At 60.5% G+C, this 24,007-nt stretch carries 29 protein-coding genes and 1 tRNA gene; 6 read left to right on the forward strand and 24 right to left on the reverse strand.

All coding sequences use genetic code 11. From position 1 onward, the window contains the following. The first annotated feature begins 97 nt into the window (after window positions 1–97). Both LPW29_RS08710 and LPW29_RS08715 read left to right on the forward strand, forming a co-directional pair. Window positions 98–373 carry a type II toxin-antitoxin system RelE family toxin gene (locus LPW29_RS08710; RefSeq protein WP_238627686.1) on the forward strand — a complete coding sequence of 92 codons (276 nt, stop codon included), beginning with the start codon at window positions 98–100 and terminating at the stop codon, window positions 371–373. Window position 374: 1 nt separating this feature from the next. Continuing rightward, complete coding sequence (locus tag LPW29_RS08715; protein ID WP_238627687.1) at window positions 375–572, forward strand: type II toxin-antitoxin system Phd/YefM family antitoxin; 198 nt, start codon at window positions 375–377, stop codon at window positions 570–572. A gap of 168 nt (window positions 573–740) precedes the next feature. Here the strand turns inward: LPW29_RS08715 and LPW29_RS08720 are convergent, their stop codons facing one another. Beyond that, window positions 741–1,613, reverse strand: coding sequence for a Fic family protein (locus tag LPW29_RS08720; protein WP_238627688.1), 873 nt, complete (start codon window positions 1,611–1,613; stop codon window positions 741–743). Window positions 1,614–1,794: 181 nt separating this feature from the next. On the opposite strand from LPW29_RS08720, the gene LPW29_RS08725 reads away from it, so the two are divergent. Further along, window positions 1,795–2,442 carry a DUF938 domain-containing protein gene (locus LPW29_RS08725; protein ID WP_238627689.1) on the forward strand — a complete coding sequence of 216 codons (648 nt, stop codon included), beginning with the start codon at window positions 1,795–1,797 and terminating at the stop codon, window positions 2,440–2,442. A gap of 18 nt (window positions 2,443–2,460) precedes the next feature. Here LPW29_RS08725 and LPW29_RS08730 read toward each other — a convergent pair whose 3' ends face one another. The 13 genes from LPW29_RS08730 to LPW29_RS08790 form a co-directional block, all read right to left on the reverse strand. Next, entirely contained in the window at window positions 2,461–2,616 is a 156-nt protein-coding gene (locus LPW29_RS08730) for a PQQ-dependent sugar dehydrogenase (RefSeq protein WP_370642832.1), read from the reverse strand. Between the two features lie 50 nt (window positions 2,617–2,666). Then, entirely contained in the window at window positions 2,667–3,383 is a 717-nt protein-coding gene (locus LPW29_RS08735) for a DUF429 domain-containing protein (protein ID WP_238627690.1), read from the reverse strand. Window positions 3,384–3,427: 44 nt separating this feature from the next. Further along, window positions 3,428–4,516, reverse strand: a complete 1,089-nt coding sequence (locus tag LPW29_RS08740) for an SO_0444 family Cu/Zn efflux transporter (RefSeq protein ID WP_238627718.1) — start codon at window positions 4,514–4,516, stop codon at window positions 3,428–3,430. Between the two features lie 29 nt (window positions 4,517–4,545). Next, window positions 4,546–5,478 carry an OmpA/MotB family protein gene (locus LPW29_RS08745; protein ID WP_238627691.1) on the reverse strand — a complete coding sequence of 311 codons (933 nt, stop codon included), beginning with the start codon at window positions 5,476–5,478 and terminating at the stop codon, window positions 4,546–4,548. After that, window positions 5,475–6,245, reverse strand: coding sequence for a motility protein A (locus tag LPW29_RS08750; RefSeq protein WP_238627692.1), 771 nt, complete (start codon window positions 6,243–6,245; stop codon window positions 5,475–5,477). The genes LPW29_RS08745 and LPW29_RS08750 overlap by 4 nt, the downstream gene beginning before the upstream one ends. 514 nt (window positions 6,246–6,759) lie before the next feature. Next, window positions 6,760–6,897: a light-harvesting antenna LH1, beta subunit gene (gene pufB, locus LPW29_RS08755; RefSeq protein WP_090252848.1), complete on the reverse strand. Its 138-nt coding sequence runs from the start codon at window positions 6,895–6,897 to the stop codon at window positions 6,760–6,762. Window positions 6,898–6,923: 26 nt separating this feature from the next. Further along, complete coding sequence (gene pufA, locus LPW29_RS08760; RefSeq protein ID WP_090252844.1) at window positions 6,924–7,124, reverse strand: light-harvesting antenna LH1, alpha subunit; 201 nt, start codon at window positions 7,122–7,124, stop codon at window positions 6,924–6,926. A gap of 327 nt (window positions 7,125–7,451) precedes the next feature. Next, the gene (locus LPW29_RS08765; protein WP_238627693.1) at window positions 7,452–7,898 is read right to left on the reverse strand and encodes a cache domain-containing protein; all 447 of its coding nucleotides are present in this window, start codon (window positions 7,896–7,898) and stop codon (window positions 7,452–7,454) included. 46 nt (window positions 7,899–7,944) lie between these two features. Continuing rightward, a complete protein-coding gene (locus LPW29_RS08770) occupies window positions 7,945–11,121 on the reverse strand; it encodes an efflux RND transporter permease subunit (protein WP_238627694.1) in 3,177 nt (1,058 codons plus the stop codon). Further along, entirely contained in the window at window positions 11,121–12,251 is a 1,131-nt protein-coding gene (locus LPW29_RS08775; RefSeq protein ID WP_238627695.1) for an efflux RND transporter periplasmic adaptor subunit, read from the reverse strand. The genes LPW29_RS08770 and LPW29_RS08775 overlap by 1 nt, the downstream gene beginning before the upstream one ends. A 279-nt stretch (window positions 12,252–12,530) precedes the next feature. Next, the gene (locus tag LPW29_RS08780; protein WP_238627696.1) at window positions 12,531–12,752 is read right to left on the reverse strand and encodes a type II toxin-antitoxin system RelE/ParE family toxin; all 222 of its coding nucleotides are present in this window, start codon (window positions 12,750–12,752) and stop codon (window positions 12,531–12,533) included. A gap of 108 nt (window positions 12,753–12,860) precedes the next feature. Beyond that, window positions 12,861–13,304 (reverse strand): RES family NAD+ phosphorylase, encoded by a 444-nt coding sequence (locus LPW29_RS08785; protein ID WP_238627697.1) that lies wholly within the window; start codon window positions 13,302–13,304, stop codon window positions 12,861–12,863. A gap of 81 nt (window positions 13,305–13,385) precedes the next feature. Continuing rightward, window positions 13,386–13,754, reverse strand: coding sequence for a DNA-binding protein (locus LPW29_RS08790; RefSeq protein WP_238627698.1), 369 nt, complete (start codon window positions 13,752–13,754; stop codon window positions 13,386–13,388). Between the two features lie 83 nt (window positions 13,755–13,837). Here LPW29_RS08790 and LPW29_RS15505 point away from each other — a divergent pair, with 83 nt between their 5' ends. Together LPW29_RS15505 and LPW29_RS08795 are read left to right on the forward strand one after the other, a co-directional pair. Then, entirely contained in the window at window positions 13,838–13,969 is a 132-nt protein-coding gene (locus tag LPW29_RS15505; protein ID WP_255705772.1) for a hypothetical protein, read from the forward strand. A 10-nt stretch (window positions 13,970–13,979) separates the two neighbouring features. Next, window positions 13,980–14,516: a TraI domain-containing protein gene (locus LPW29_RS08795; RefSeq protein WP_370642831.1), complete on the forward strand. Its 537-nt coding sequence runs from the start codon at window positions 13,980–13,982 to the stop codon at window positions 14,514–14,516. Window positions 14,517–14,540: 24 nt separating this feature from the next. Here LPW29_RS08795 and LPW29_RS08800 read toward each other — a convergent pair. The 8 genes from LPW29_RS08800 to LPW29_RS08835 form a co-directional block, all read right to left on the reverse strand. Next, window positions 14,541–14,631 (reverse strand) — tRNA-Ser (locus tag LPW29_RS08800). Between the two features lie 146 nt (window positions 14,632–14,777). Beyond that, window positions 14,778–14,981 (reverse strand): carbon storage regulator CsrA, encoded by a 204-nt coding sequence (gene csrA, locus LPW29_RS08805; RefSeq protein WP_090252830.1) that lies wholly within the window; start codon window positions 14,979–14,981, stop codon window positions 14,778–14,780. 160 nt (window positions 14,982–15,141) lie between these two features. After that, window positions 15,142–16,371 carry an aspartate kinase gene (locus tag LPW29_RS08810; RefSeq protein ID WP_090252829.1) on the reverse strand — a complete coding sequence of 410 codons (1,230 nt, stop codon included), beginning with the start codon at window positions 16,369–16,371 and terminating at the stop codon, window positions 15,142–15,144. Between the two features lie 141 nt (window positions 16,372–16,512). Next, entirely contained in the window at window positions 16,513–19,128 is a 2,616-nt protein-coding gene (alaS, locus tag LPW29_RS08815) for an alanine--tRNA ligase (RefSeq protein ID WP_238627699.1), read from the reverse strand. Continuing rightward, on the reverse strand, window positions 19,125–19,601 hold the full coding sequence (locus LPW29_RS08820) for a regulatory protein RecX (protein WP_238627700.1): 477 nt from the start codon (window positions 19,599–19,601) through the stop codon (window positions 19,125–19,127). The genes alaS and LPW29_RS08820 overlap by 4 nt, the downstream gene beginning before the upstream one ends. Beyond that, a complete protein-coding gene (recA, locus tag LPW29_RS08825) occupies window positions 19,567–20,607 on the reverse strand; it encodes a recombinase RecA (protein WP_274520322.1) in 1,041 nt (346 codons plus the stop codon). The genes LPW29_RS08820 and recA overlap by 35 nt, the downstream gene beginning before the upstream one ends. Before the next feature lie 129 nt (window positions 20,608–20,736). Next, the gene (locus tag LPW29_RS08830; RefSeq protein WP_090252821.1) at window positions 20,737–21,240 is read right to left on the reverse strand and encodes a CinA family protein; all 504 of its coding nucleotides are present in this window, start codon (window positions 21,238–21,240) and stop codon (window positions 20,737–20,739) included. Then, window positions 21,240–21,521 (reverse strand): PilZ domain-containing protein, encoded by a 282-nt coding sequence (locus LPW29_RS08835; RefSeq protein ID WP_177169883.1) that lies wholly within the window; start codon window positions 21,519–21,521, stop codon window positions 21,240–21,242. The genes LPW29_RS08830 and LPW29_RS08835 overlap by 1 nt, the downstream gene beginning before the upstream one ends. A gap of 135 nt (window positions 21,522–21,656) precedes the next feature. Here LPW29_RS08835 and LPW29_RS08840 point away from each other — a divergent pair, with 135 nt between their 5' ends. Then, window positions 21,657–22,316 (forward strand): protein-L-isoaspartate(D-aspartate) O-methyltransferase, encoded by a 660-nt coding sequence (locus LPW29_RS08840; protein ID WP_090252816.1) that lies wholly within the window; start codon window positions 21,657–21,659, stop codon window positions 22,314–22,316. A 64-nt stretch (window positions 22,317–22,380) separates the two neighbouring features. Here LPW29_RS08840 and LPW29_RS08845 read toward each other — a convergent pair whose 3' ends face one another. Together LPW29_RS08845 and LPW29_RS08850 are read right to left on the reverse strand one after the other, a co-directional pair. After that, window positions 22,381–22,815, reverse strand: a complete 435-nt coding sequence (locus tag LPW29_RS08845; protein WP_090252813.1) for a host attachment protein — start codon at window positions 22,813–22,815, stop codon at window positions 22,381–22,383. A gap of 171 nt (window positions 22,816–22,986) precedes the next feature. Next, window positions 22,987–23,781 (reverse strand): DUF2189 domain-containing protein, encoded by a 795-nt coding sequence (locus LPW29_RS08850; RefSeq protein WP_238627702.1) that lies wholly within the window; start codon window positions 23,779–23,781, stop codon window positions 22,987–22,989. Window positions 23,782–24,007 lie beyond the last annotated feature (226 nt).

A 24,007-nucleotide genomic window follows, 5' to 3' on the forward strand; every position in this document is an offset into this window, starting at 1 on the left:
AGCTAACCAGGCCATCCACCGGATGCCAAAACCTCCGCTTTGCTCCGGTTTTGTCACCGGTGATGGCGGGCGTTCGCCTGATTGATGTTTTCGAGACATGAAGGCTGGATATGTGAAATATCGAATTGAACTAAAGCCAAAGGCAGTAAATTACCTGAGGTCGCTTCCCAAGTCTGACGCGGCACGGATGGCGAATGCCTTGGAGTCACTATGTGACAATCTGAGTGGCGATGTGAAAAAGCTGACCAATTTTAGCCCAGAATACAGGCTGCGCGTCGGTAACTATCGTGCGCTATTCGAGATAGAAACGCCTGATCTGGTCATGATTTACCGGATCAAACATCGTAAAGAGATATATAAGAGAGGCACCTAAGATGATTGAAGTACATCCAAACATCCTGGAACGTGACGGTAAGAAGGAATTCGCTGTTCTTCCTTATGAAGAGTTTGAGAGCCTCATGGAGGCTCTTTCCGACTATGAGGATTTGCGTGACTTGAGGGAAGCCAAAGAGGCAGAGGGTGGGAGTTCAGGCACACCATTATCGGAAGTCCGCGAGAAACTGGGGATTTAATGGCGAATCGGGTAAGGGCGGGTGTTTAGCCCGACCTCCCCACGCCACCTGGCATGCGGGTCCGCACCGAGCGGTTCATAAGAAGGGAGCACACGACGATTTCAGGCATCACCATGCGCTTTCATCCATTGATCGCGGATGCTGATTAAACCCTGGCGGTTCAGCCAGTCATTCGTCATCCCGATCCGAGTGCGGTTTGTGTACGTTGCGGCGAAGGTCGCGCCTCGCCTGCTGCTCACTCGCCTGTTCAACCAGTTGCCGCGTTGCCTGGTAGGACCGCTGACAGAACGCCCGGAAGGGTGCCTCCTGGGCCTCGGCGGGCCAGACACCGGTGTCGGCGGTGAGTTGCCCGCTTGCCAGCTCGTATTGGGCCAAGATGTCGATGTATTCCTTGCGGTCGCGCACATCGATCACCACCGGCAGATGACCACAGCGCAGCACCGGGATGTTGCTCAACAGGCGGGCCAGGCGCCCGTTGCCGTCCCAGAACGGATGTACGTGGACGAACCCCAGGTGCAACCGGGCATAGGCATCGACCGCGTCCGTCTCGCTCAGGGATTCGTCAGCGAGCCGATTGAGCTCCGCCAGCCACCCCGCCATCAGTGCGGGCACGTCTTCGGGCGAGGCGTACTCGATGAAGGTCTGGCGCTCCTCCTCGGTGACGGCATAGGTGCCGTTGGGCTCCACTTTCCAGGCCCCGCAGGGCTTGTAGATGTCCGCCACGAGTTCTGATTGCACCGCCCGGTGCAGGTCAAACAAGTGCGATTCGGTGACCGCCCCGCCCAGCGCGTTGTAGACCAGTGCGATGGCGCGGGCATGCCCCATCACCTCCTGATGATCCTTCAACGGCTTGCCGGAGACCGTCAGCCCCTCCTCGATGATGAACTTGGTCTCGCCCAGGGTGAGGCTGTTGCCCTCCAGAGCGGTGGAGGTATGGGTCCAGAGGTCGCGGATCTGGCTCAACAACGACTGTTGCAGATCGCGGTCGAGTCCACCGAGGGCTTTGAGCTTGGGTATTGGCAGCGCTTGAGGAGGATGCATGCACGGGGCCCTGCCCAATGGGTTCCTGGTCAGTGAATCCGGATTGCACGACGGGTATCCACCCGATTGGGAGCGTTGGGGGTATGATGCCCTGACTGGGGCGATTTTTCGAGGTTCCCTCATGCTGATTGCCCCAGTCGCCGCACACGACCCACACCAATGAGCCCTGGAGCCTGACTTCATGTCCGCCAACGCTCGCCTGGATTCGCCCTCCTACCACGAAAACATCACCCCCATTCTGGACGTCCTGCGGGATGCCCTTGCGGATGTGAGCGGCCACGTGCTGGAGGTGGGCAGCGGCACTGGCCAGCATGTGGTGGACTTTGCCCGCGCATTCCCCGGGATCACCTGGTGGCCCACCGATGTGGATCCGCATCACCTGAGCAGTATTGCGGCTTGGCGGGAGAGCGCGTCCCTGCCCAATCTCAAGGCGCCGGTGCGGCTGGATGCGGGTCAGGCGGATTGGGGGCTGGGGCAATCGGATCGCCCGCCCGCGGATGGGTTTGCCGCGATGGTCTGCATCAATGTGACGCACATCTCGCCATGGGCCACCACGGAAGGCCTGATGAGAGGTGCTGGCCAGTACCTCACACCCGGCGGTCTACTCTACCTCTACGGCCCCTACTCCCGCGACCGGACGCACACAGCGCCCAGCAACCAGCGGTTTGACCAGTACCTTCGGGCCCAGAACCCGGACTGGGGCGTGCGGGACATCGCAGACATCGAAACCTTGGGGCGGGAACACGGGCTATCGCTGCAATCCGTGATCGACATGCCGGTGAATAATTTCTCCATCATCCTGGAGCGCGTACCGGACGGTGAGTCTTAATCCAGCCCATCAGCGCCATCACCGGGCCGGCGGTGCATCCACCCGCAGCACGCGCCCATCCGCCTTGTCCGTAAGCAGGTACAGGGCACCATCGGGCCCTGTGCGTACATCCCGGATGCGCTCACCCACCTCTTCGAAGAGGATTTCTTCGTCCACCACCTGCGTCCCATCCAGGTTGGGTCAGTTGCGTGATCATGGTATCCACGTGTTCCGGGTAGGGTTCATTAAAACATTATTTCCATCCGTAATCCGGTCGCGTCCTTCTCGGGCATCTCGGGCAGTTGGATGGCGCGCCCTTGCGCAATCCGCGCCGCGGTCCAGAATACGGCGAAGGCATCCAGCAAGTCGTCCGGTGCGTAGCGTTCGTTGACCAGATCACTGCAGGCCGCCTCGTAGGCTCCTGGAAACGTCGCTTCCACCAACTGGTGTCGCTCCTGCCGCCCAACAGGGGTCTTCTTGTTGTGGGTCATGGCCAGCCCCTGATTCCAGGCCTGAAAGCTCAGTTCAGGATGCACCTCCCGTACCCAGGCCTGACGGTCATTACCCGCCTGCAGGAAGTCGTCCATGGCTCGGATCATGGGAATGATGTTCCAGGCCTGCCGGGACAGGGCCCGCCCCGCCTGCTGGCGACCCATGAGGCAGGCCTGCTCGTAGGATGGAGCCTTCATCATCACCCGCAAGGGTGCCGGAAACACGCTGCTGCCGCGCGGGCGACCCAGGCGCTGACGGGCCTCCCTATCGGCACGGCGAGGTGCCGTGTCTGCCAGGCCAATGGGGATGTCCGCACCCACCACCTGGGGACGGGGATCCAGGCGCAGGAGATCGCCTGGGTTCTCCAGGATCAAGGCGCGGATCGTCTCAGGGCACTGGGGATCGCCCATCACGCACAACCATCGCCCCCGGCAGCCATCCAGGCCGGCCACTTGGCCCTGATCTAGCATGTGAGTGGTTCAATCAGGTCCATCCCTTCATGTCTACACATGGCTCAGCTCCAGCGAGGCATCAGGACTCGGCGTACCGGGCGAATTGCCACAGCCAGAAGGATCACCAGGGCGGTGATTTCCAGCCACATGGGTGTCAACTCACGGGCTGCCCCCAGTTGCTGAACAAGATCCAGGCCACTGGCCTTCACAATCAGATCCAATGTCAGCCCCAGTGCGATCGTGGTGGTCACGATGCCGGTCATGTAAAGTGCCAGAGCCTGATTGCCCATTTCCCGGCGCAAAACCCCCAGCGTGGCCATGCTGGTGATGGGTCCCGCCAGCAGGAAGACCAGCGCCGTGCCAGGGGAGACACCGGCCATCAGCATTCCCGCCGCCACCGGTGTGGCTGCGGTGGCGCAAATGTAAAGCGGCACCCCGATCAGAGCCATCACCAGCATGGCCAGCGGCCCACTACCCCATTGCGAGAGGGACTCCGGGGGCACCAGGGCCACCAGCGCACCGGCAAGGATCAGCCCAGCCAGTATCCAGGTGCTGATGTCATCCAGTAGATCGGAGAAGGCATAGCGCATGCCGGAGGCCAGGCGAACCCGCCACCCTGCCACGCCTGCCGCTGCAGCCTGTGGTTCAGGCTTGGGATCGCCGTCGCAACCCGTGTTGCAACAACCGCTGGAACAGCTGTCTTCCGTCGCGCCTGAATCAGGAGATTCGGGGCTCGGCGTCACAGTGGGGCGACTCAGGTTGACCAGCAGTCCAGTGGTCACGGCCGTTGTGACCGCACCCGCCGCCCTTGCCACCATCATGAAGGGACCGAGCAAGGCATAGCTGATGGCCAGCGAATCCACCCCGATCCCTGGCGTGCCAATCATGAAGGCGGTGGAAGGCCCTCGCCCTGCCCCACCCCGGTACAAGGCAAGGCCGGTGGGGATCGCCCCACAGGAGCACAAGGGCAATGGCGCACCGATGACGGCAGCCCGGGAAATGCCCTTCAAGCCTTCCCCACCCACCCAACTCTTCATTCGGGCCTCGGAGAGAAACCCCTTGATAAGGCCTGCGACCAACAAACCCAGGAGCAGCCAGGGGGCCGCCGTCAGCGCCAGATCCATAATGGTATTGAGTATTATCATGCCCATCAGTATAGGCAAGAATAAAACAAATCTCTTTACTGGGGCACCTCAAGCACCAGGCTCACGCGGCGGTTCAGGGCACGATTTTCCGGCGTGTCGTTAGCGACCCTGGGGCGTGTGTGGGCATGACCCGCAACGCGCAATTGCTCGGCAGGTATACCCAGTTCAATGAGTTGCCGGGCCACCGTGGTAGCGCGCAGGGAGGATAGCTCCCAGTTGGAGGGAAATCGCTCCGTATTGATGGGGACATTATCCGTGTGCCCCTCAACGATAATACTCAATGGCTCCTGGGCAAGAACCTGATAGACCTCCGCCAGAAGATCCAGGCCCGCCGCACTCAACTGGGCTGCACCAGAAGGGAACAGGATGTCATTACCCACTTCCAGACGTACCTGATGATCCTCGATGATCAGCTCCAGCGATTGTTCTGCCCCCTGGCTCGCCACCAGGCTGGCCAGCGCCTCGAGTTCCGGCGGCATCCGCAGGGGCTCGACAGGTTCAAGCAGGATAGGCGCCGGTACCGACTCAATACGAACAATCGGAGCCTCCTCCACCGCGGCCAAAGCCGGGAGGGTCTGGGTCAACAGTTCAGGCGCGAGATGGGATGCCGATGATATCGGCGGCGGGGCCGACTCCTCGAGCCATACGGGCATCGCCTCAAGGGCTGGGATGCCCGGAAAAGCGACCGGCATCACCGGATCCACCAGGGTTTGCTGGTATGCGGCTTCCGGTTCACCTTCCACCTTGGCGAACTGCTCCTTTAGTTCATCGATCTGCAGATAGGCCGCAGCCAGCAAGGCGGCAAACAGTGTTACCAGCACCAGCAACACATCCAGGTAGCCCACTGTCCAACCGCCATCCCCTCCCTGCCCTGGTTCTTCGAACTCAACGCGTTCCCGATCCCGGTAAGAGACCTCAGCAGGGCCATTCCGGTGGTCTGCAGTCGTGCGCCAGACAGAAGTCGTCATGCCCTCAGCCTCTCCTGTGATAAAGCCCTGAGCGGTGCCCTTGCCGGTTCAACGGCTTCATCACGGGGAACGGACTCCAGAAATTCGTTGATCATGACGGGATGTTGACGTTCATGGAGCATCAGCACCGCATCCAGCAGGAAATTCATGTAAAGCAGCTGGTGCCGGGATCGATCCTCCAGTTTGAGGGCCAGAGGTTTGAAGAGGAGATTAGCCGCCAGCAGACCATAGAGCGTGCTCATCAAGGCAAAACCCATGGCCAGTCCCACGTATTCCAGGCCGGAGGTACCCAGGTTGCCCAACAAGGCCACCAGCCCCACTAGCGTGCCAAGCATGCCGAACGCCGGGGCGAACGTGGCCATGGTGCGCAGGATGCGGATATCCCGATGATCCGACTCTTTCTGGCGGCGGATGCGCCATTGCAGCATGCGCAGCAGTTCGTCACCGCTATGACGGTCGAGGGCCAACCGGCTCCCGGCTCTTAGAAAAGGGTCCCCGATATCCTTGGCAGTATTCTCGGCGCTGCGCACCTGACCACGGCGACACAAATCGGCCACCTGAAGCAGACGCTTATGATCCTGGGTGGGCAGATGGACAACCGGAGGCTGTCTGAACAGTTCAGGCAGACGCTTGAGCAAGTCCATGACCGGTTTCGGGGAATGTCCGATGACGGAGGCTAGCCAGGTTCCACCCACCACAAGCAGCAGCCCAGGGAGGTTGGCCCAGGCCAGACCCACGGTGGAGGCCAGCAGGGTCATCAGGACCATAAAGACCAAGCCACCTAAAACCCAGAGAATTTTCTTGCGCATCGGTGCACCCGTTTGATGTTGTTTGGAACATCCGATGCACGGTGCATGCCATCTCGATCAGATCCTTCTCGGGTGGCAACCAATGGCCGCCCAGGATCATCAATTAAGGTTTGAAGCTGCGTGAAGCGGCCAGGCCTTGCCGGTTTTCGGCCACGCAGAAGAGGGACCGGCACCGATGAGAGGTGCAGATTTCACGTAGTGTCAGGGATTTGACGGAGTGGGGGCCGATGGCGTCGGAGAGACACCGGGAAATTCGGAGGACTGGCGATAAAGCATGCGCAGGGGGTTGCAATACCCGATGCTTTTAGTCAAACTCCTACCTACGCCCTCATCTCGCCACATGTAGGGAATACAAGGAAAGAAACGGAAAGAAAGTGGGAAGGTGGAGGAAGCCGATGAGCCCGATCAACCACGGGTACACCGGTCACTCCTCCACCCGTACCGCTGCCTCAAAAAGACAGCCATTCCGTTCTTAGTAGAACGGTCTCCACAGATACACCAGGAAGTGGGCCACAGCGGCCAGCACCATGAACACGGTGAAGGTGGTCTTGAACTGTTCGTGGAATTCTTGTGCCTGCTCTTCGCTCAGGCCGGAAATGCTGTCATACATGGTATAAACCCTCCAATTACGTCAGATTATTCAGCAACGGCTTCCGCGGACACTTCGTACGTCAGCGGGTTGTAGCTGTCATTGCTGTAAACGAAGGCGTGCACTACCAGAGCCACCACCAGTACAGTCATCAGGATCGGCATCAGCCAGGTACCTGGATTGACTACCAGCCACAGCTTCCAGTCGTCAGCGGGGTTGCTCGGCTTGCTCGCTCTGTATTCGCTCATGGGTAAAGCCCTCTAGGTTTAAAAACCGGATTTCTTGAGGAAATCGGTGATCTTCCAAGCACTGCCACAGTATTCGCGTTGCTGAATCTCGACTGCCTGAATCACCCGAACTGTAGCCTGGATGTAAGTCTACGTTGACGCGAAAAGATGTCAAGCAAACGATACAGCTTCCCGGGGCGAAGACGAAAAAGCTTGCGCGAGGTCAAGTCCCGACCGGAGTGAGACTGACTTGCCCTGTATAACGAAAAGATGGGGCAGCACGTCCTGTGCCACCCCATGCCAGGTTAGCGCCGGCCCCAGAACATTTCACGGGGCTGGGAAATCAGGTTATTTGTAGGCGCCGACCCCGCAGAAGAAGCCCTCGTCGTTGGTCGCAATGTAGCTCGTCTTCTGCTTGATCTCATCAGTGCCAGGATAAGGCCAGTTGTAGTCCACCCAGCCTTCGCCGGACTCCTGGGCCAGAGTGACCATATCCTGGAACAGCAGATCCCCGTATTCGTTGAAATCGAGCAGGTTCTTGCCGGCCAGCTCGGGCTTCACCGCGTGCGACAGCATGACCCCATCCATGTCCATGCAGAACACGTAGAGATCCTTCTCCTGGAAGTCACCCTCCGGGTCGGCGAAGGCTGCGAAGGCCGCCTCGCTACCCATCTCGTTGACGGCGCTCTGTGCCTTCTCGCTCATCGCCTTGGCCTCATCAGGTGTGGCCATCTCGTCGGCGAAGGCCGGGGCCATCAGGGCAGCGGCGGCAATACCTATCAGGATCTTCTTCATTTTTGTCTCCTCGATCTATCTCTCTTTGTTGGCCTGACAGACGGTATTACAAGTCGTGGCGTACGTCCATCGCTCGATGACCGCCCTTTGTCAGGACAAAGACAGAGAGGGCTGGCAGGAAGGTCAGGGTCACCACCGCAGCTCCCATCAGGCCGAACAGGACGATCACGCCGACGCCCCGGTACAGCTCTGTTCCCTCACCGGGCAGAAAGACCAGCGGTGACAACCCACATACAGTTGTCAGGGTGGTCATGGCAATCGGTCGCAACCGGGTCTGGACCGCCCGGGCCACAGCTTCCACCACACTCATCCCAGCGCGCCGAAGATTCATCCGGGCTTGATCCACCACCAGGATCGGATTGTTTACTACCGTCCCCAGCAGGATCAGAAAACCGAGCATGGTGATCATGTCAAAGGGCTGACGCAACGGCTGCAGACCGATGACGGGCAGCATGGAACCTACCAGGTTCATCAGGGCGAGGCCGACGATACCACCGGCAATACCCAGAGGAATGGCCGTCATGATCAGCAACGGGAAACCCCAGTGAGAGAAGATGGCCACCAGCAGCAGATAGACGATGGACAGGGAAATCAGAAAATTGCCACTGAGGGCATTCCGGGTGGCCTCTAGCTGATCACTGGCACCGGACAGGGTCATGGTGATGCCCGATGGCACCTCACCTGCGTCGCGCATGGCCTGCACCAGATCGTCGCGGACCCGCTCAACACCGGCTTCCAGGGCCACGTCATCGGGCGGGATGATATTCAGTGTCACGGTGCGACGGCCGTCGACCCGTCGCACGGTGCTGCTAGCCACGGTTTCCTCGATACTCGCCAGGCTGGACAACGGCAGGGTCGCCCCCTGTTCCGTGTGCACCAGGACATTGGACAGCCGCCCAAGACCTGTATCCCGCCCCTGCTCCCCGTAGAGGTAGATATCGATCTTGTCATCGTCAAGGAAAAAGTCATCCACGTAGGCGCCTTCCGTCATGGAGGCCACAGTGAAGCCAATCGCCTCGGTATCAAGACCCAGTTCCGCAGCCTTCTCATAATCGGGCCGAACCTCTATAAGCGGCTGTCCCAGTGTGAGTGCCGAAGGTTGGGTCTGGATGCGGGGGCGATCGAAGATATCCTGCGCCCGCTCGTACACACGGTTTGCCGTTTGGTAAATATCCTGCAGGTTGGCGCCAGATACATCCACGTTGATACTACGGGTTCCGCCGTCATTGCTGGAGATAATCGAGCCCTTGGAGGCAAAGGCCCGCATTCCCGGGAAGCCCTCGTAAAACCGAGTGATCTCATCCATCAGGGCCTCGATGTGCGTCGGGTCGAGGGTTTCCGAGATGATCCGCACATGGGTGGGCTGGACCTGCATATTCAGGTTGCGCAAAGGGGGTACGCTGGTCTCTCCCCGGGCATAGGCCTCGCCATCGGCGCCTACGTGCGGCAGGAAGTGCGCCTCCACTTCCTTGGCGTAGGATTCCATTTCCCGCAGGTTGTAACCGGGCGGTGCGTTCATCACCGCGAAGGTCTTGGGCTCCTCACCCTCGGGCAGGTATTCCGCCGGGGGCGTCAAAAAGACAATGATCAGGGCGCTGCAGGCCACCGTCAGGACGATCGCCGCAAGCCGCCGCATCGGTGTGGCGATCAGCCAGCGAACCCGGTGGATCACGAACCGCTCCCAGCGGGCGCCCAGCACATTGCCATCCTCATCCATCGGCAGATGGCGATTATCACTGGCGAACTTCAGGCGGGAACTGAGGGTGGGAATCAGGATGACCGCCACCACCATGGAGACAATGATGGCCGAGGAGATGGCAATGGCCACGTCCGAATAGAGCTGTCCGGCCTCTTCCTGGATAAACAGGATCGGCAAGAACACGAGCACCGTGGTGCTGGTGGAAGCCAGCACGGCTGGCCAGACCTCCTGGACCCCTTGCAGGGCCGACCTGAAACGGTCCAGCCCCAGGCGACGATGACGTTCGATGTTTTCCAGCACAACGATGGTGTTGTCCACCGTCATACCGATGGCAAAGGCGATGCCCGCCAGGGAAATCACGTTGATGGTACGGCCTGTGATCATGAGCCCGAGAAATGCCGCCAGGGCGCACAGCGGGATGCCCACCACGCCCACAAAGGTCGCCCTGGATGAGCGCAGGAAGGCATACATTACCAGGGTTGCAAAGACCGCCCCAATGCCCAGGTTGGTCCAGACATTGACGATGGAGGCCTCCACATAACGCACGTCATCGGTGTTGAGCGTGAGTTGCAAACCTTCGGGCTCGAGCAGTTCCCGATTGATTCGCTCCACCTCGGCGATCATGTTGCGCTTGATATCGATGACGTTGGAGCCGCTCTCGCGGCGCACCTGAAGGCCGATGACCCGCTGCCCGTTCACATAGGAAACCGCCTGCTGACGGGCCTGCCCCTGCTCCACCCTGGCCACATCGGACAGACGCAGAACGCTGTCTCCAGTGCGAGCGATCACCAGCGACTCAAGCTCCCGGGCAGTCTCGAAGCGACCCACAGTGCGCAGCAAGTACCGACGCTTGCCGGAATCCACTTCACCGCCGGAGATATCCTGGTTGCGCGCGGTGATGGCATCGCGCAACTGCAGCAGGCTGATACCCCGCTGGGCGAGTTCCTGCTCATCCACAATGATCTGCATCTGGCGATCGGCGCCACCACCGACCGTCACTTCCGAGACACCGGAGACGCCCTCCATGCGGGGACGCACCTCATCCTCGACAAAGTCCTTCATCAGGTCGATATCGAGATCCTTCGGGTTGCCCTCCAGCGTGGATACCCGGTAGTACATGAAGGCATTGGCGGAGAACGAGGCCGCCACCACCCGCGGTTCGTCCACGTTCTGAGGGTAGTCCGGTACCTGGGTCAGGGCATTATTGATCTGGATCAGGGTTTCGGTGATGTCGACACCGAATGGAAATTCCAGCTCGATCTCGGATGCGCCGCTGTTGGCGCTGGAAGACATGCGGCTGAGGTTGGGCACATTGCGCAGATAGCGCTCCTGCTCGATCAGGATTTCCTTCTCGATATCCTGGGGCGTGGCACCCGGCCAGCGGGTCTCGATCGTCACGGTGCGGACCTCCAGATCCGGAATCATCTGCACCGGAATGCGCAAGGCCGCCGCCACGCCGAGAATCACCAGGATCAGGGTGATCACCGTCACCAGGATACCGTGACGGATAATGGCGGCGAACATCAGTTGCTTTCCCTTTCAGACAGCCTCACCCGCATGCCTTCCTCCAGCACCTCATTGCCCCGCGAAACCACCCATTGGCCTTCCTTGAGGCCGTTGGTGACCACCACCCGCTCATCGTAACTGACACCAAGGCGGACGCGCTGTTCGGTCACACGGTAATGCCCCTTATCCCCGTCGTCCTGTTCGGCAACCCAGACCGTGGTGCGGCCCTCGGGATACCGGTTGATCGCATCCCGAGGTATCGACAGACCTTCCTCGCCCTGACGAATCCTGAGGAGGCCCGAAAGGGCGGTACCCGGCGGCAGGTCCCGTCCCTCCGGCCTGGCGGCCCGGATCAGGAAGGTCCGTGCCTGGGCATCATTCACCGGCACCACCGTGCGAATCTCTGCTTGCAGCGCTTCCTGGGCCCGGCCACGCAGCCATACTTCCAGCATGGTCCGCTCATCGAGCCGCCCATGAAATTCCTGCGGTACCCGAAAATCCAGCCGCAGGTTCTCGGTGTCCACCAGTTGCAGGAGCTCAGATCCCGGATCCACCCACTCGCCCAGATCGCTATAACGTTCGGTCACCACCCCATCAAAGGGCGCATCGATGCGATGGTATCGGACCACCGCCTGCTCGCGCCTCTCGGCTGCCTGCAGACGAGCCACAGTGGCCTCGGCGGTGGCCACTTCACTCTCGCGGGTGCCGATTTCGGTGCGGGCAATATGGCCACCGGCTCCGACACGCTCCGCCTCCTCCAGTCGGCGACGCGCTTCGGCAAGTCGAGCCCGCGCCTCTCGTGTCTCGGCGCGGGCACTCTCCAGGGTCAGTTGCGCCAGTTCCGAGTCCAGTCGGATCAGGGGATCCCCCTGGTGAACCCGGTCACCCACTTCCACCATCACTTCATCCACTTGCCCCGGAACCAATGTAGACAGGGCCGAAGTTCGCAGCGCATTGACCGTGCCATTCAGGCGCACCTCCTCAACGACCTCGGACTTCTCCACCTGTGCCAACTCAACTCCAGGAACATCGGCCAGTGCCGTCTGGGACAGCACCATCAGGCACCCAAAGACCCAAAAGTAATACTCCTTGTTCTTTTTAAGGAAAATCACCACGGGTTCTACTGCCACCGCTATCGCCTGTGCCATCTGGCCTCCTCAAAATGAGTCTCGCGCGCCGCACCCCTATTTTGCGGCACGGATCGAGTCGCTCTTCCGTTTGGCTGTGCCGTTGGAGTCGCCTGACGAATCAACCCACTCCCCCCCCCAGTGCAAAGAGAGACGTGATGGCCAGAGTCAGGACTGTCTTGCGAAATGTCATCGATAGCTCCCATTGGGTTGATGAAATGACGGCAAGCGCTGGCAACACGTCATCGCGCAGTATTTCTCCGGGGTGCGGCGGATTGTGCATCGTCATCATGCCCCTCCTCAGTGGTAGTCCTGATAATCGACCAGGATTGCATCACCGTTATCGAACCTGAAGGTCAGCCGCCAGTTGCCGCTGACCGAAACGGACCAATGCTCCGACAGGTTGCCCCTGAGTGGGTGCAAAGACCAGCCCGGCAGATTCATGTCCTCCGGGGCGCTAGCCCGATTCAGCACAGCGAGTTGACGGGACAGCTTGGCAGCATGCCCGCTCTGGACGCCCACCTTGGAAGCTGATATGCCTGGGCCGGTCAGCCAGCGATACGCGCATGCCCCCGAGAAGACAGCCGACAGCTGATGGTAGGCCGGCGGCGCCAATGGTATGCCAGTTCATCAGCGCACCCAACTGGATTGATCGCGGGGAAGCCGCCTGTCCGGGTCGTTCACCATGACCGAATTCCCATGCTTGAGACGGGCTGAGTACACGATGAGGTTCGTACCACCTTCATGCACCTGGCTCGGGAAAAGGATGCCGGTGCAGCCACGGGCCAACACCATGTTTGCAAGAACCCAAGTGGGGGGTTCGATGTGAAGATCGAACCTCAGGTGCCGCCAATCCTCGCGCCAATCATGCCAGAGGTCGTCCCAGGGCTCCCCACGATACAACTGGCGAAGGTCAACCAGATCTCGGAGCGTCACGGTGTAGGAGCACATCGTACAGGGCGGCAGGAAGGGTGAGGTCTGCTGGTACTCACGCAACGCAGTCACCTCGTCCAGCGATAGATACAGTGCCTCAACGCCGTCTCGGTTAAAACGCCCCCCCCTGGAGCGCGGCACCCGCGCCGCTTGTCGGTCTGCTGGCCCACTGCGGGGTATGCGCCCGGAATAAGATAGTACCGGCAGGGAGGTTAACGAGGATCACCCGACGAAACCGGTGCTGATCGACTCCAGATAGCCAATCGCATCGTCGGTGCGACCTTCCTGTACCAATTGCAACACGGTCTTGTGGCGGAAGGCCGGAATGGGCTCGTTCTTGACCAGGAAGATGGCTCGCTGCAGATCCGACTCCACCGCCATGGCCGCCGACAACACCCGCATGAGGTCACGTAGTGCGGATTGGAGTTTGGGGGATTCCGGGTGGGTGCGAAGGGTGTTGCGATGGACACCCGCCAACTCGGCCAGGTCTTGCTGCTGCATGCCGAGAATGGTGGCGACATTCGATGCGGAGAACCGCGAAGTACCGACTTCGCGCGTCGACTCGAGCACGTCTGCGAAGATGGCGGTCATGACGTTACTCCAGACGGGATAATCCAAGGGTGCACAGTTTACGCACAGAATGCGCACTCAGCAAGTCTAGTTTTACTGTGCTGATGAGCTCCTCCATCGCGGCTGCAGTCGGTCACGGCGCCGTGCGCGGCCGCTTCTCACTGGTGTTGGCCAGCACCGGCGCCGCCGCAGGCACCAATGTCATCTTCGGTGGCAAGAAATCTGGGCGCCGGTGATTCACCCCGGGTGGCGCCCACCAGAACCAGGCCACTGTGGGAACGCCTGCTGACTGGGCTGAGATACCTGCTTGATCAGGGAGAACTGCCCCTGAACCGCAATGGCGCTGCCGGATGGCTGGTGGGAGATGATCTCTGGCTGGTCTCGAAACGGGCCATTGATGCCCTGCGGGCCCACCTCATCGCAGAGGGTCATTCCGGCATCCCCTCCTCCAACGACCGGATCTACGACACGCTCCAGGAGCACGGGATACTGGAACCCTGCGGGGAGCGCGCCATCTGGCATACCACGGTGGCCGGTGCCGGATGGTCACATGAACTGACCCTGATCCGGATTTCTGTGCGGCGCATCTGGGCGGAGCCGGACAGTCGTCCGGGTTGCTTTGAGGGGACCGTCACCCCGAGAGTCCCGGACGCGAGCGAGGACATTACCCAGGCCTCGACAGAGACTTCACAGAAACGCGTCTACGAGGATCCGACGGGTGATGTGCCCACACCTACCCTCTCAGAGCCAATCGCCACAGACAGCAAACAAAAAAGCCCCTGAAATCAGGGGCTTCGATGCATCGTATGGCGGAGAGAGAGGGATTCGAACCCTCGATGGGCTTTTGACCCATACTCCCTTAGCAGGGGAGCGCCTTCAGCCGCTCGGCCATCTCTCCGGGAGGGGGACTTCATTGAAGGCCAGTATGGTACCTTCTTGATAAGCTCCCGTAAAGACCGGAGTACACCGCCACCCGGAAAGGTTGGACGCCCTGCGAATCGCCCGCCCTGCCCCGTCCGGGTACGGTCACTCCACCGGCACTTTTCAGGGCTGGTCGTTACCAGCCACGTAATCATCGGGATCCTGCTCGCGCTGAATGCGCTCGTAGATTTCTTCCCGATGCACAGCCACATCTTTAGGTGCATTGATGCCGACGCGAACCTGGTTACCTTTCACACCCAGCACGGTCACGGTGACTTCATCACCGATCATCAGCGTTTCGCCTACCCGACGAGTAAGAATCAACATTTCCTTTTCTCCAATCTGAACTTCAATCACCTTGGTTTTATAGTAAACCAGACTCTATGGCCTGGTGCCGGTCGGCCATCATGTGCCGACTTCAACCTGGATGGACCTCAGGAAAGTGGATATATCCTCTGTCCACCCTCCCGGGCCCAGTCAAAACGCATTACGCCGCAGGTGCCCGCTCCAATTCAAAGGCATCGTGCAGTGCGCGCACCCCCAACTCCAGGTATTTCTCGTCCACCACCACGGAGATCTTGATTTCCGAAGTGGAGATCATACGAATATTGATGCCCTCTCCCGCCAGGGCCTCGAACATCTTGCTGGCAATGCCGGCGTGCGAGCGCATGCCCACGCCCACAATAGAGATCTTGACGATTTTTGGATCTCCGGAGACCTCGCGGGCACCCAGGGCCTCGGCCCGGGCACGCACGATGCCCATGGCCTTGTCGAAATCGTTGCGGTGAACGGTGAAAGTGAAGTCGGTGGTGCCGTCGGCCCCCACGTTCTGCACAATCATATCCACCTCGATGTTGGCCTGAGCGACCGCACCAAGAATGCGGTAGGCCACGCCGGGCTGGTCGGGAACCCCCGTCACCGTCAGCTGGGCTTCGTTCTGGTTGAAGGCGATTCCGGAAATGAGCGCCTGTTCCATGCTCCCTTCCTCAAAGGTGATGAGCGTGCCGTCTCCTCCTTCCTGAAAGGAGGATAGAACACGCAACGGTACATTGTATTTTCCTGCAAACTCCACAGCGCGGATCTGCAGGACCTTGGATCCCAGGCTGGCCATTTCCAGCATCTCCTCAAAGGTGATGCGGTCCAGTCGCCGGGCCTGGGGTACGACACGGGGATCGGTGGTATACACCCCATCCACGTCGGTGAAGATCTGACATTCCTCGGCCTTGAGGGCCGCCGCCAGGGCCACGGCTGTGGTGTCGGAGCCACCACGGCCCAGGGTGGTGATATTGCCCGACTCATCCACGCCCTGGAAACCGGCGACCACCACCACCTTGCCGTCAGCCAGATCACGGCGCACCCGGGCACCATCGATCTCCTGGATCCGTGCCTTGTTGTGGGCACTGTCAGTACGGATGTGCACCTGGGCACCGGTATAGGAGCGGGCTGGGCACCCCTTGCTCTCCAGGGCCATGGACAACAGGGCGATGGTCACCTGTTCACCGGTGGACAGCAGCACATCGAGTTCTCGACCGTCGGCGTCACTGCGGATACTGCGGGCCAGCCCCAGCAATCGGTCGGTCTCCCCGCTCATGGCGGATACCACCACCACCACATCGTGGCCCTGGCGACGCGACTGACTCACGCGATCGGCCACGTGCTGGATACGCTCCACGCTGCCTACCGAGGTTCCGCCGTATTTTTGAACGATCAATGCCATATTAATTTACTTGGGTATAAGGTTGACATTAGACAACAGGCAGCGGGGTACACGAAAGCAGTATGTCCGCACCAGGCGCTGAAGTCCTCCATCCAGCCGAGGAACGGAGCCAAAAAGGGTGGCAACGCTCAAGACCAGCCATTAAAGACGTGACTCCACCCAACCCTTCACGGAAGCCAGGGCCTCGTCCAGTGCCTCCGGGCGATTACCGCCCGCCATGGCCATATCAGGCCGACCACCCCCCTTGCCGCCCACCTGCTGGGCCACCTGGTTCACCAGTTCGCCTGCCTTGATGGTGCTGGAATGGCCTGCCGTCACGCCGGCCACCAGGCTTACCTTGCCATCGCGGGCCGTGGCCAGAACGATGATGGCCTCGCCCAGTTTGTTCTTGAGTTGATCCACGGTATCCCGCAAGGATTTGGGATCGGCCTCGTCCATACGCGCTGCCAGCACCTTCACACCATTCACCTCCACCGCCTGATCGGTGAGGCTGGAACCCGCCTGGGAGGCCAGTTTGGCCTTCATGGCCTCCAGTTCCTTTTCCAGGCTACGGTGTCGATCGAGTACCTGCTGAATCTTTTCGATTAGGTCGCCCCTGCCGGCGCGCAGCATCCGTGCGGCCTCGTCCAGTTGCTTTTCGGTATCGTCCATATGGTCCAGGGCATTGTCGCCGGTGACGGCTTCGATGCGACGGATACCGGAGGCCACCCCACCCTCGCTGATCACCTTGAACACACCGATATCTCCGGTACGCTGCACATGGATTCCGCCACAGAGCTCCACTGAAAAGTCGCCCAGTGAAAGTACTCGCACCTCGTCGCCGTATTTCTCGCCAAACAGGGCCATGGCCCCCGCTTCCAGTGCCTCCTTGATCGGCATGACGCGAGCCTCGGCTGGGGCATTGGCGCGAATGGCATGGTTCACCATGCGCTCGATACGGGCCAGTTGCTCACTACTGATGGGCTCGAAGTGGGAGAAGTCAAAGCGCAGGCGATCCGGGGCTACCAGGGAGCCCTTCTGCTGCACATGCTCGCCCAGGACCTCGCGCAGGGCGGCGTGCAGCAGATGGGTGGCCGAGTGATTGAGCACCACGGCGCGACGGCGTTCACCATCCACTCGGGCAGACACGGTCGCGTGGGTCTCCAGGGTCCCGCGCAACATGGTACCGCGATGGATGAACACGCCACCCTGCTTCACCGTATCATTCACCTGGAAGAGGCCATCCGGCCCTTCAATGAAACCGGTGTCACCCACCTGACCACCGGACTCCCCATAAAACGGGGTGACATCCAATACCACACTGCCTTCGCTGGAGCCGTTCAGGCTGTCCACGGGTTTGCCATCACTACCGGCCAGGCGCAAGACACGGGCCTGCTCCTCAATATGCTCATAGCCCACAAAGCGGGAGTCTGATATGCCCTTGGCCACCGTGCCGGCATCAGACATACGGAAACTGCTGGCGGCCCGGGCACGATCACGCTGCTGCTCCATCTCGTGTTCAAAGCCGGCCATATCCAGTTCCAGACCCTTCTCCCGGGCGATGTCGCCCGTCAGATCCACGGGGAAGCCGTAGGTATCATAAAGCTTGAAAATCAGGCCACCGGGAATGGTCTTGTCAGAGACCTTATCCAGGCCCTCTTCCAGGTGCTTGAGGCCATGCTCCAGGGTTTCACGGAAGCGCTCCTCCTCTTGCAGCAGCACCCGCTCCACCTGCTTTTGCGCCTTGGCCAGTTCGGGATAGGCCTCCCCCATCTCTCGCACCAGGGGCTCCACCAGCCGGTGGAAGAAGGGATCGGTCATGCCCAGCTTGTGCCCATGGCGGGCGGCGCGACGAATGATTCGGCGCAGCACGTAACCACGCCCCTCGTTGGCTGGCATGACGCCGTCGGTAATGAGGAAGCTGCAGGAACGAATGTGGTCGGCAATCACCTTATAGGAGGGGGCATGGGTGTCGTCACTGCCCATGATGCGACCCACGGCATCCAGAAGGTTTTGGAACAGGTCGATTTCATAATTGGAGTGAACACCCTGCAGTACTGCAGCCAGACGTTCCAGGCCCATACCCGTGTCCACGGAAGGCTTGGGCAGGGGGGTCAGGGTGCCTTCGCTGTCCCGGTCGTACTGCATGAAGACCAGGTTCCAGATCTCGATGTAACGATCCCCGTCAGCCTCGGGCGAACCCGGGGGACCACCCCAGACACCCGGGCCATGGTCATAAAAAACCTCGGTACAGGGTCCGCAGGGGCCGGTATCCCCCATTTGCCAGAAGTTGTCGGAACCGCCACCCGGTTCATCACCAATACGGGTCACACGGTCCGCGGGAACGCCGATCTCCTTCACCCAGATGTCGTAGGCCTCGTCATCTGTTTCGTAGACTGTCACCCAAAGCTTGTCGGCAGGCATCTTGAGCACCTGAGTGAGGTACTCCCAGGCGTAGTGAATGGCATCACGTTTGAAGTAATCGCCGAAACTGAAATTGCCCAGCATCTCGAAGAACGTGTGATGCCGTGCGGTGTAGCCCACGTTTTCCAGGTCATTGTGCTTGCCGCCAGCGCGCACACAGCGCTGCGAGGACGTCGCCCGCTGGTAGGCACGCTGCTCAAGCCCCAGGAAGGTCTCCTTGAATTGCACCATGCCTGCATTGGTGAACAGCAAGGTGGGATCATTTCCGGGGACCAAGGGGGCCGAAGCCACCACTTCATGACCCTTGGAGCGGAAGTATTCGAGGAAACTCGTTCTGATATCGGCGCTTTTCATATCTTGCCTACTTCATTCATGACCCGGCGGATGATTTCCGCGGAAAAACCCCGGCTCTGCAAAAAACGCATCTGCCGGGCGCGTTCCCTGTAGTCCCGGGGTGGCTCGCCGGCAAAGCGGCGCTCGTACACATCAAGGGCCTGAACCTGCCAGTCCACCTCTGCTGCTTGCAGGGCCTGGCGGGCCCGCGCCTCATCGATACCGCGGTGGCGAAGATCGGCGGTGATGCGCAAAGGGCCCTGGCCCTGGCGGATTCGGTAACGTACAAATTCACTGACGAAACGCGAGTCGCTGAGCCAGCCATCGGATTCGAGATCATCCAGCGCCGCTTCCACGCTATCCCTGGCGAACCCCCGTGCGGCCAGCTTGCCTGCGAGCTCATATCGACTGTGCTCGCGGCGTGCCAGCAGGCGCAGGGCGCAATCCTGAGGATCCTGTTCAGCCTTCGGCGGCTTCGCTTTCGCTGCTGTCACTCTCGACTGGTTTCCGCTTGGGCATGTGCTTCTCACGGACCTGGGACTCGATATCCGCGGCTATCTCGGGATTTTCCTTGAGGAAGTTACGGGCATTATCCTTGCCTTGCCCGATGCGTTCCCCCTTGTAGCTGTACCAGGCGCCGGCCTTGTCGACAATGCCGTCCTTCACGCCCATGTCAATGACTTCAGCCAGACGCGAGATGCCCTCGCCATAGAGGATTTCAAAGTGCGCCTCACGAAACGGCGGGGCTGTCTTATTCTTGACCACTTTTACCCGTGTTTCGTTGCCGACCACCTCGTCGCCTTTCTTGATGGCGCCGGTACGGCGGATATCCAGTCGAACGGAAGAGTAGAATTTCAGGGCGTTGCCGCCGGTGGTGGTTTCGGGGTTACCGAACATCACACCGATCTTCATACGGATCTGGTTGATGAACACCACCAGGGTGTTGGAACGCTTGATGTTGGCGGTGAGCTTGCGCAGAGCCTGGGACATGAGGCGTGCCTGCAGGCCTACGTGGGTATCACCCATCTCGCCTTCGATTTCGGCCTTGGGGGTCAGCGCAGCCACGGAATCCACCACCACCACATCCACGGCACCGGAACGCACCAGCATGTCGGCAATCTCCAGAGCCTGTTCACCGGTGTCGGGCTGGGATACCAGGAGATTGTCCACGTCCACCCCCAGTGCCTGAGCATACGTGGGGTCGAGGGCGTGTTCCGCGTCCACGAAGGCTGCAGTGCCGCCCTCCTTCTGGCACTCGGCAATCACCTGCAGGGTGAGGGTGGTCTTGCCTGAGGACTCGGGCCCGAAGATCTCCACCACACGGCCACGAGGCAGACCGCCCACACCAAGAGCAATATCCAGGGCCAGAGACCCGGTGGACACCACCGACACATCGCGCACCACGCTGGAATCGCCCATGCGCATCACAGCGCCCTTGCCGAACTGCCGTTCGATCTGGCCCAGTGCCGCGCTCAACGCCTTTTTACGATTTTCGTCCAAGATCCTGCCCTCTCGATCATCCCTAGTCATGTGGTAAGGCGCCATCCACGGCGCCCCCTGAAACCATTCTGGAAAGCGTGGAAGTATCTCACACTCCCGCCCTCCGTCGCCAATCCCTGACACGGGGCTTCATCGGCTTTCCAACAGGGTTTGCAGGCCCTCCAGCACCCGGGCCACAGTCTGACGTCGTATCGCCTCGCGCCCCCCGTTCAGATGCAGGCACTCAGCATGCATGGACCGCCCCCTCGCGCCCCAGGCTACCCAGACGGTGCCCACCGGCTTGGCGGGCGTCCCGCCCCCAGGGCCAGCGATACCGCTGACCGCTGCGGCAAGATCGGCACCACAATGGCGAAAGACCCCCTCCACCATCGCCTGAACCGTCTCGCGACTCACGGCACCGGCGGTATCCAGGATCTGCTGGCTTAGCTGCAACTGCTCCCGCTTGGCGGCGTTGCTGTAGGTCACAAAACCCCGATCAAACCAGGCTGAGCTACCTGGAATATCGGTCATGACCTTGGCAATCCAGCCCCCGGTGCAGGACTCGGCCAGCGCCACCTGCCAGCCATGGGCCAGCAGGGCATCCCCGAGAACCCTGGCCCGGCGCTCCAGGATGGCATCATCGCAACTGATCATCACAGCATGCGCTGGATCTTGGTGGCCACCACGTAACCCAGACCTTCCGGGTCCACCCGCAACACCTCCACTTCCGCATTGAAAGGCGCCACCAGGGCCTTGATCGGTTCAATCGCTACCGTGAGCTGAGCCCCCAGTGGCAGTGGATCATCCAGATAAAAGGACAGGCCATTCGGGCTTAGGTCCCGCCCCAGTCCCTGATGCTCCCGGCCCGAATCCATTTCCTTCACCTTGACCGGATGATCCACCTGCAAACGCTGGAAATCACGTTTTTCATCCATTCCCATGTTCATGCATGCCCCCAGTTCATTGATGGATCGGTACGGGCCTCTACAGCGCGCCTGCGAAATACTATCATGCCGTGAGACACGAGCCTCCCCAGGCTCGATTCAGGCGTCAATGGGAGGTGCCGCACGATGAAAGACCCAGCCACCCGGCTCATTGAGCAGATTCGCCTCGATTTTGAGGCCACCGCCGACACCACGGGCCTTCAATCCCTCGCGCCCGAGGTGGAAGCGGCCCTGACCCGGGTGCCCCGACACCATTTTGTGCCGGCCAGACAACAGAGCCAGGCATGGGATAACACCGCCCTGCCCATTGGCCACCAGCAGACCATCTCGCAGCCATTCGTGGTGGCCTTGATGACACAACTGCTGAACCTCTCCCCCAAGGCGCGGGTGCTGGAAGTGGGCACTGGATGCGGTTACCAGACCGCCATACTGGCGGAACTGGCCAGGGAGGTCTTCACCATTGAGGTCATCCCGGAACTGGCCGAGAGTGCTCGCGAACGCCTGCGAACCCTGGGCTATGACAACGTCCATACCCGAGTGGGCGATGGTCATGCCGGTTGGCCGGAGGAGGCCCCCTTCGATGCCATCATCGTCACCGCCGGCGCCCCTCGCATTCCCGCCAGCCTTGAAGAGCAGTTGCGCCCCAACGGGCGGATGGTGATCCCGGTGAATTCCGACTGGCAAAGCCAGGATCTGGTGGTGGCCACCCGCAACGAGAGCGGAGAACTGGATTGCCAGCGCGTGCTGGCAGTGCGCTTTGTCCCCTTGGTAGGAAAAAAGTCCTGAGCACACCCCCACCGCCACGGGATGCCCCCGGGCGTGGGGGCACGGCCCCGGCAGGGCCGTTGGCTCAAAGGAACTGCGGTAGCTGCCGGCGGATATCCTCCGGATCCTGAGTGGTGAGGTTCTTGTCGATCTCACCGGCGATGGACTTCTGCGTGACGGCGTTCATGCAGCCGCGCAGCGCCCCCAGGAACGACGGGGCGGCGATGATGTAGAGTTTGGTGAACTGCCCCTTGGCACGGGCCACATTGAGCCGCTCACACAGTTCCCTTGCAAACCGATTGGCCTCGTGCTTTTTGGGCGGCGTCTCCTTCCCCATGGCGTGACGCCCGTCGCCGCTGCTGTCAAATGTTCGCCCCATCCGGTCGGCTTGCAGGTCATGTTCGTGTAATCGGGCCTCGGGATGCGTGAAGTCTGCCTCTTCGACCAGGGGGCTGAAGGACTTTTCGGCACTGAATACTCTGGCCCGACTCGCATCCGCGACAATGACCCATGTTGTCATGGACGAACCTCCTATCTGCGTGACTGAAAAGGCCGGGCCGGAGCCCGATCCCGCAGCACCCGGCTGCGTCGTGAACGGGGGTTGCGCGGGCTGCAAGAGCCGCCAACCACCCCCTAGGGAGAGACTAGACGATCCTGACCCGCTGGACAGCACCTTCAACCAGGCGGGCGCTTAAGCCGGCCACTGCACAAGATCCCGGTACGCACGCCACGTTGCATGCCCCAAAACCGGCAGAATGACCACCAGCCCCAGCATCAGCGTACTCAGACCCACAGCAGTCAACCCCACCAGCAGGATCGCCCATATCGCCATGGTGGCAGGGTTGCGCCGCACCACACCCACACTGGTTGTAACCCCCTCGATCAGATCACCACGACGATCGGTCACCACGCAAAGGGTCACCACACCGGTCACGAAGACCAGAAAAGCCGCTGCCGCACCGCTGACAACGAAAACGCCCAGGAACATGAGACCTTCCAGACTGGTGAACAAGGGAGACCACCCGGTTTGCAATCCCGCGGGCAGGCGATCGAACAACAGGGCCAGCATCAGGGAGGTGAAACGAATCCAGGCAATCATCACCACTGACAGGAAGGCGATGTAAAGCCCTATCGTTACGGGGTTTTCGCGCCATACCCGCCATGTAGCGACGAAACCGACGGATTGACCCTGTTCCAATAATCGACTGCTCTCGTAGATGCCCAGAGCAGACAAGGGGCCCACCAGCAGAAAGCCCGCCACAAAGCTGAGAATGAGGAAGGGTTCGGCCCGCACTCCCCAGAGGATCAGATACCCTGCTCCACTGGCAATGAGGCCATAGATCAATCCGGGCAACGGGGCCTTCAGGAAATCCCGCATACCCTGCGTGAGCCATTGGATCGGTCGGTCCGGTGGCACTTCGGGCAAGGCGGGTTGGGCAGGTGGGGTATCCTCACCGGTATTGATTGATCGATCGGTCCATGTCATGGCCTCACTTCGCAAGGATCGGTGAATGCAACAGTGCTGATATCGTTATATAGACATAAATACTCAGGTTTGCTCATCCCTCCTATCCACTCGCTTCACGGCAAGGCCATTTAAGGGCATCATCCCGCCCATTGTGGTCCGCGGGCCACCGATGGCTGGACATCCTTCAGAACCTTTAACAACAAAAGGCATTAAGTGACTGAAGTAAAGAATCATTCTGCACACA

Source organism: Ectothiorhodospira sp. 9100, from assembly GCF_022227565.1.
Lineage (GTDB): Bacteria > Pseudomonadota > Gammaproteobacteria > Ectothiorhodospirales > Ectothiorhodospiraceae > Ectothiorhodospira > Ectothiorhodospira marina.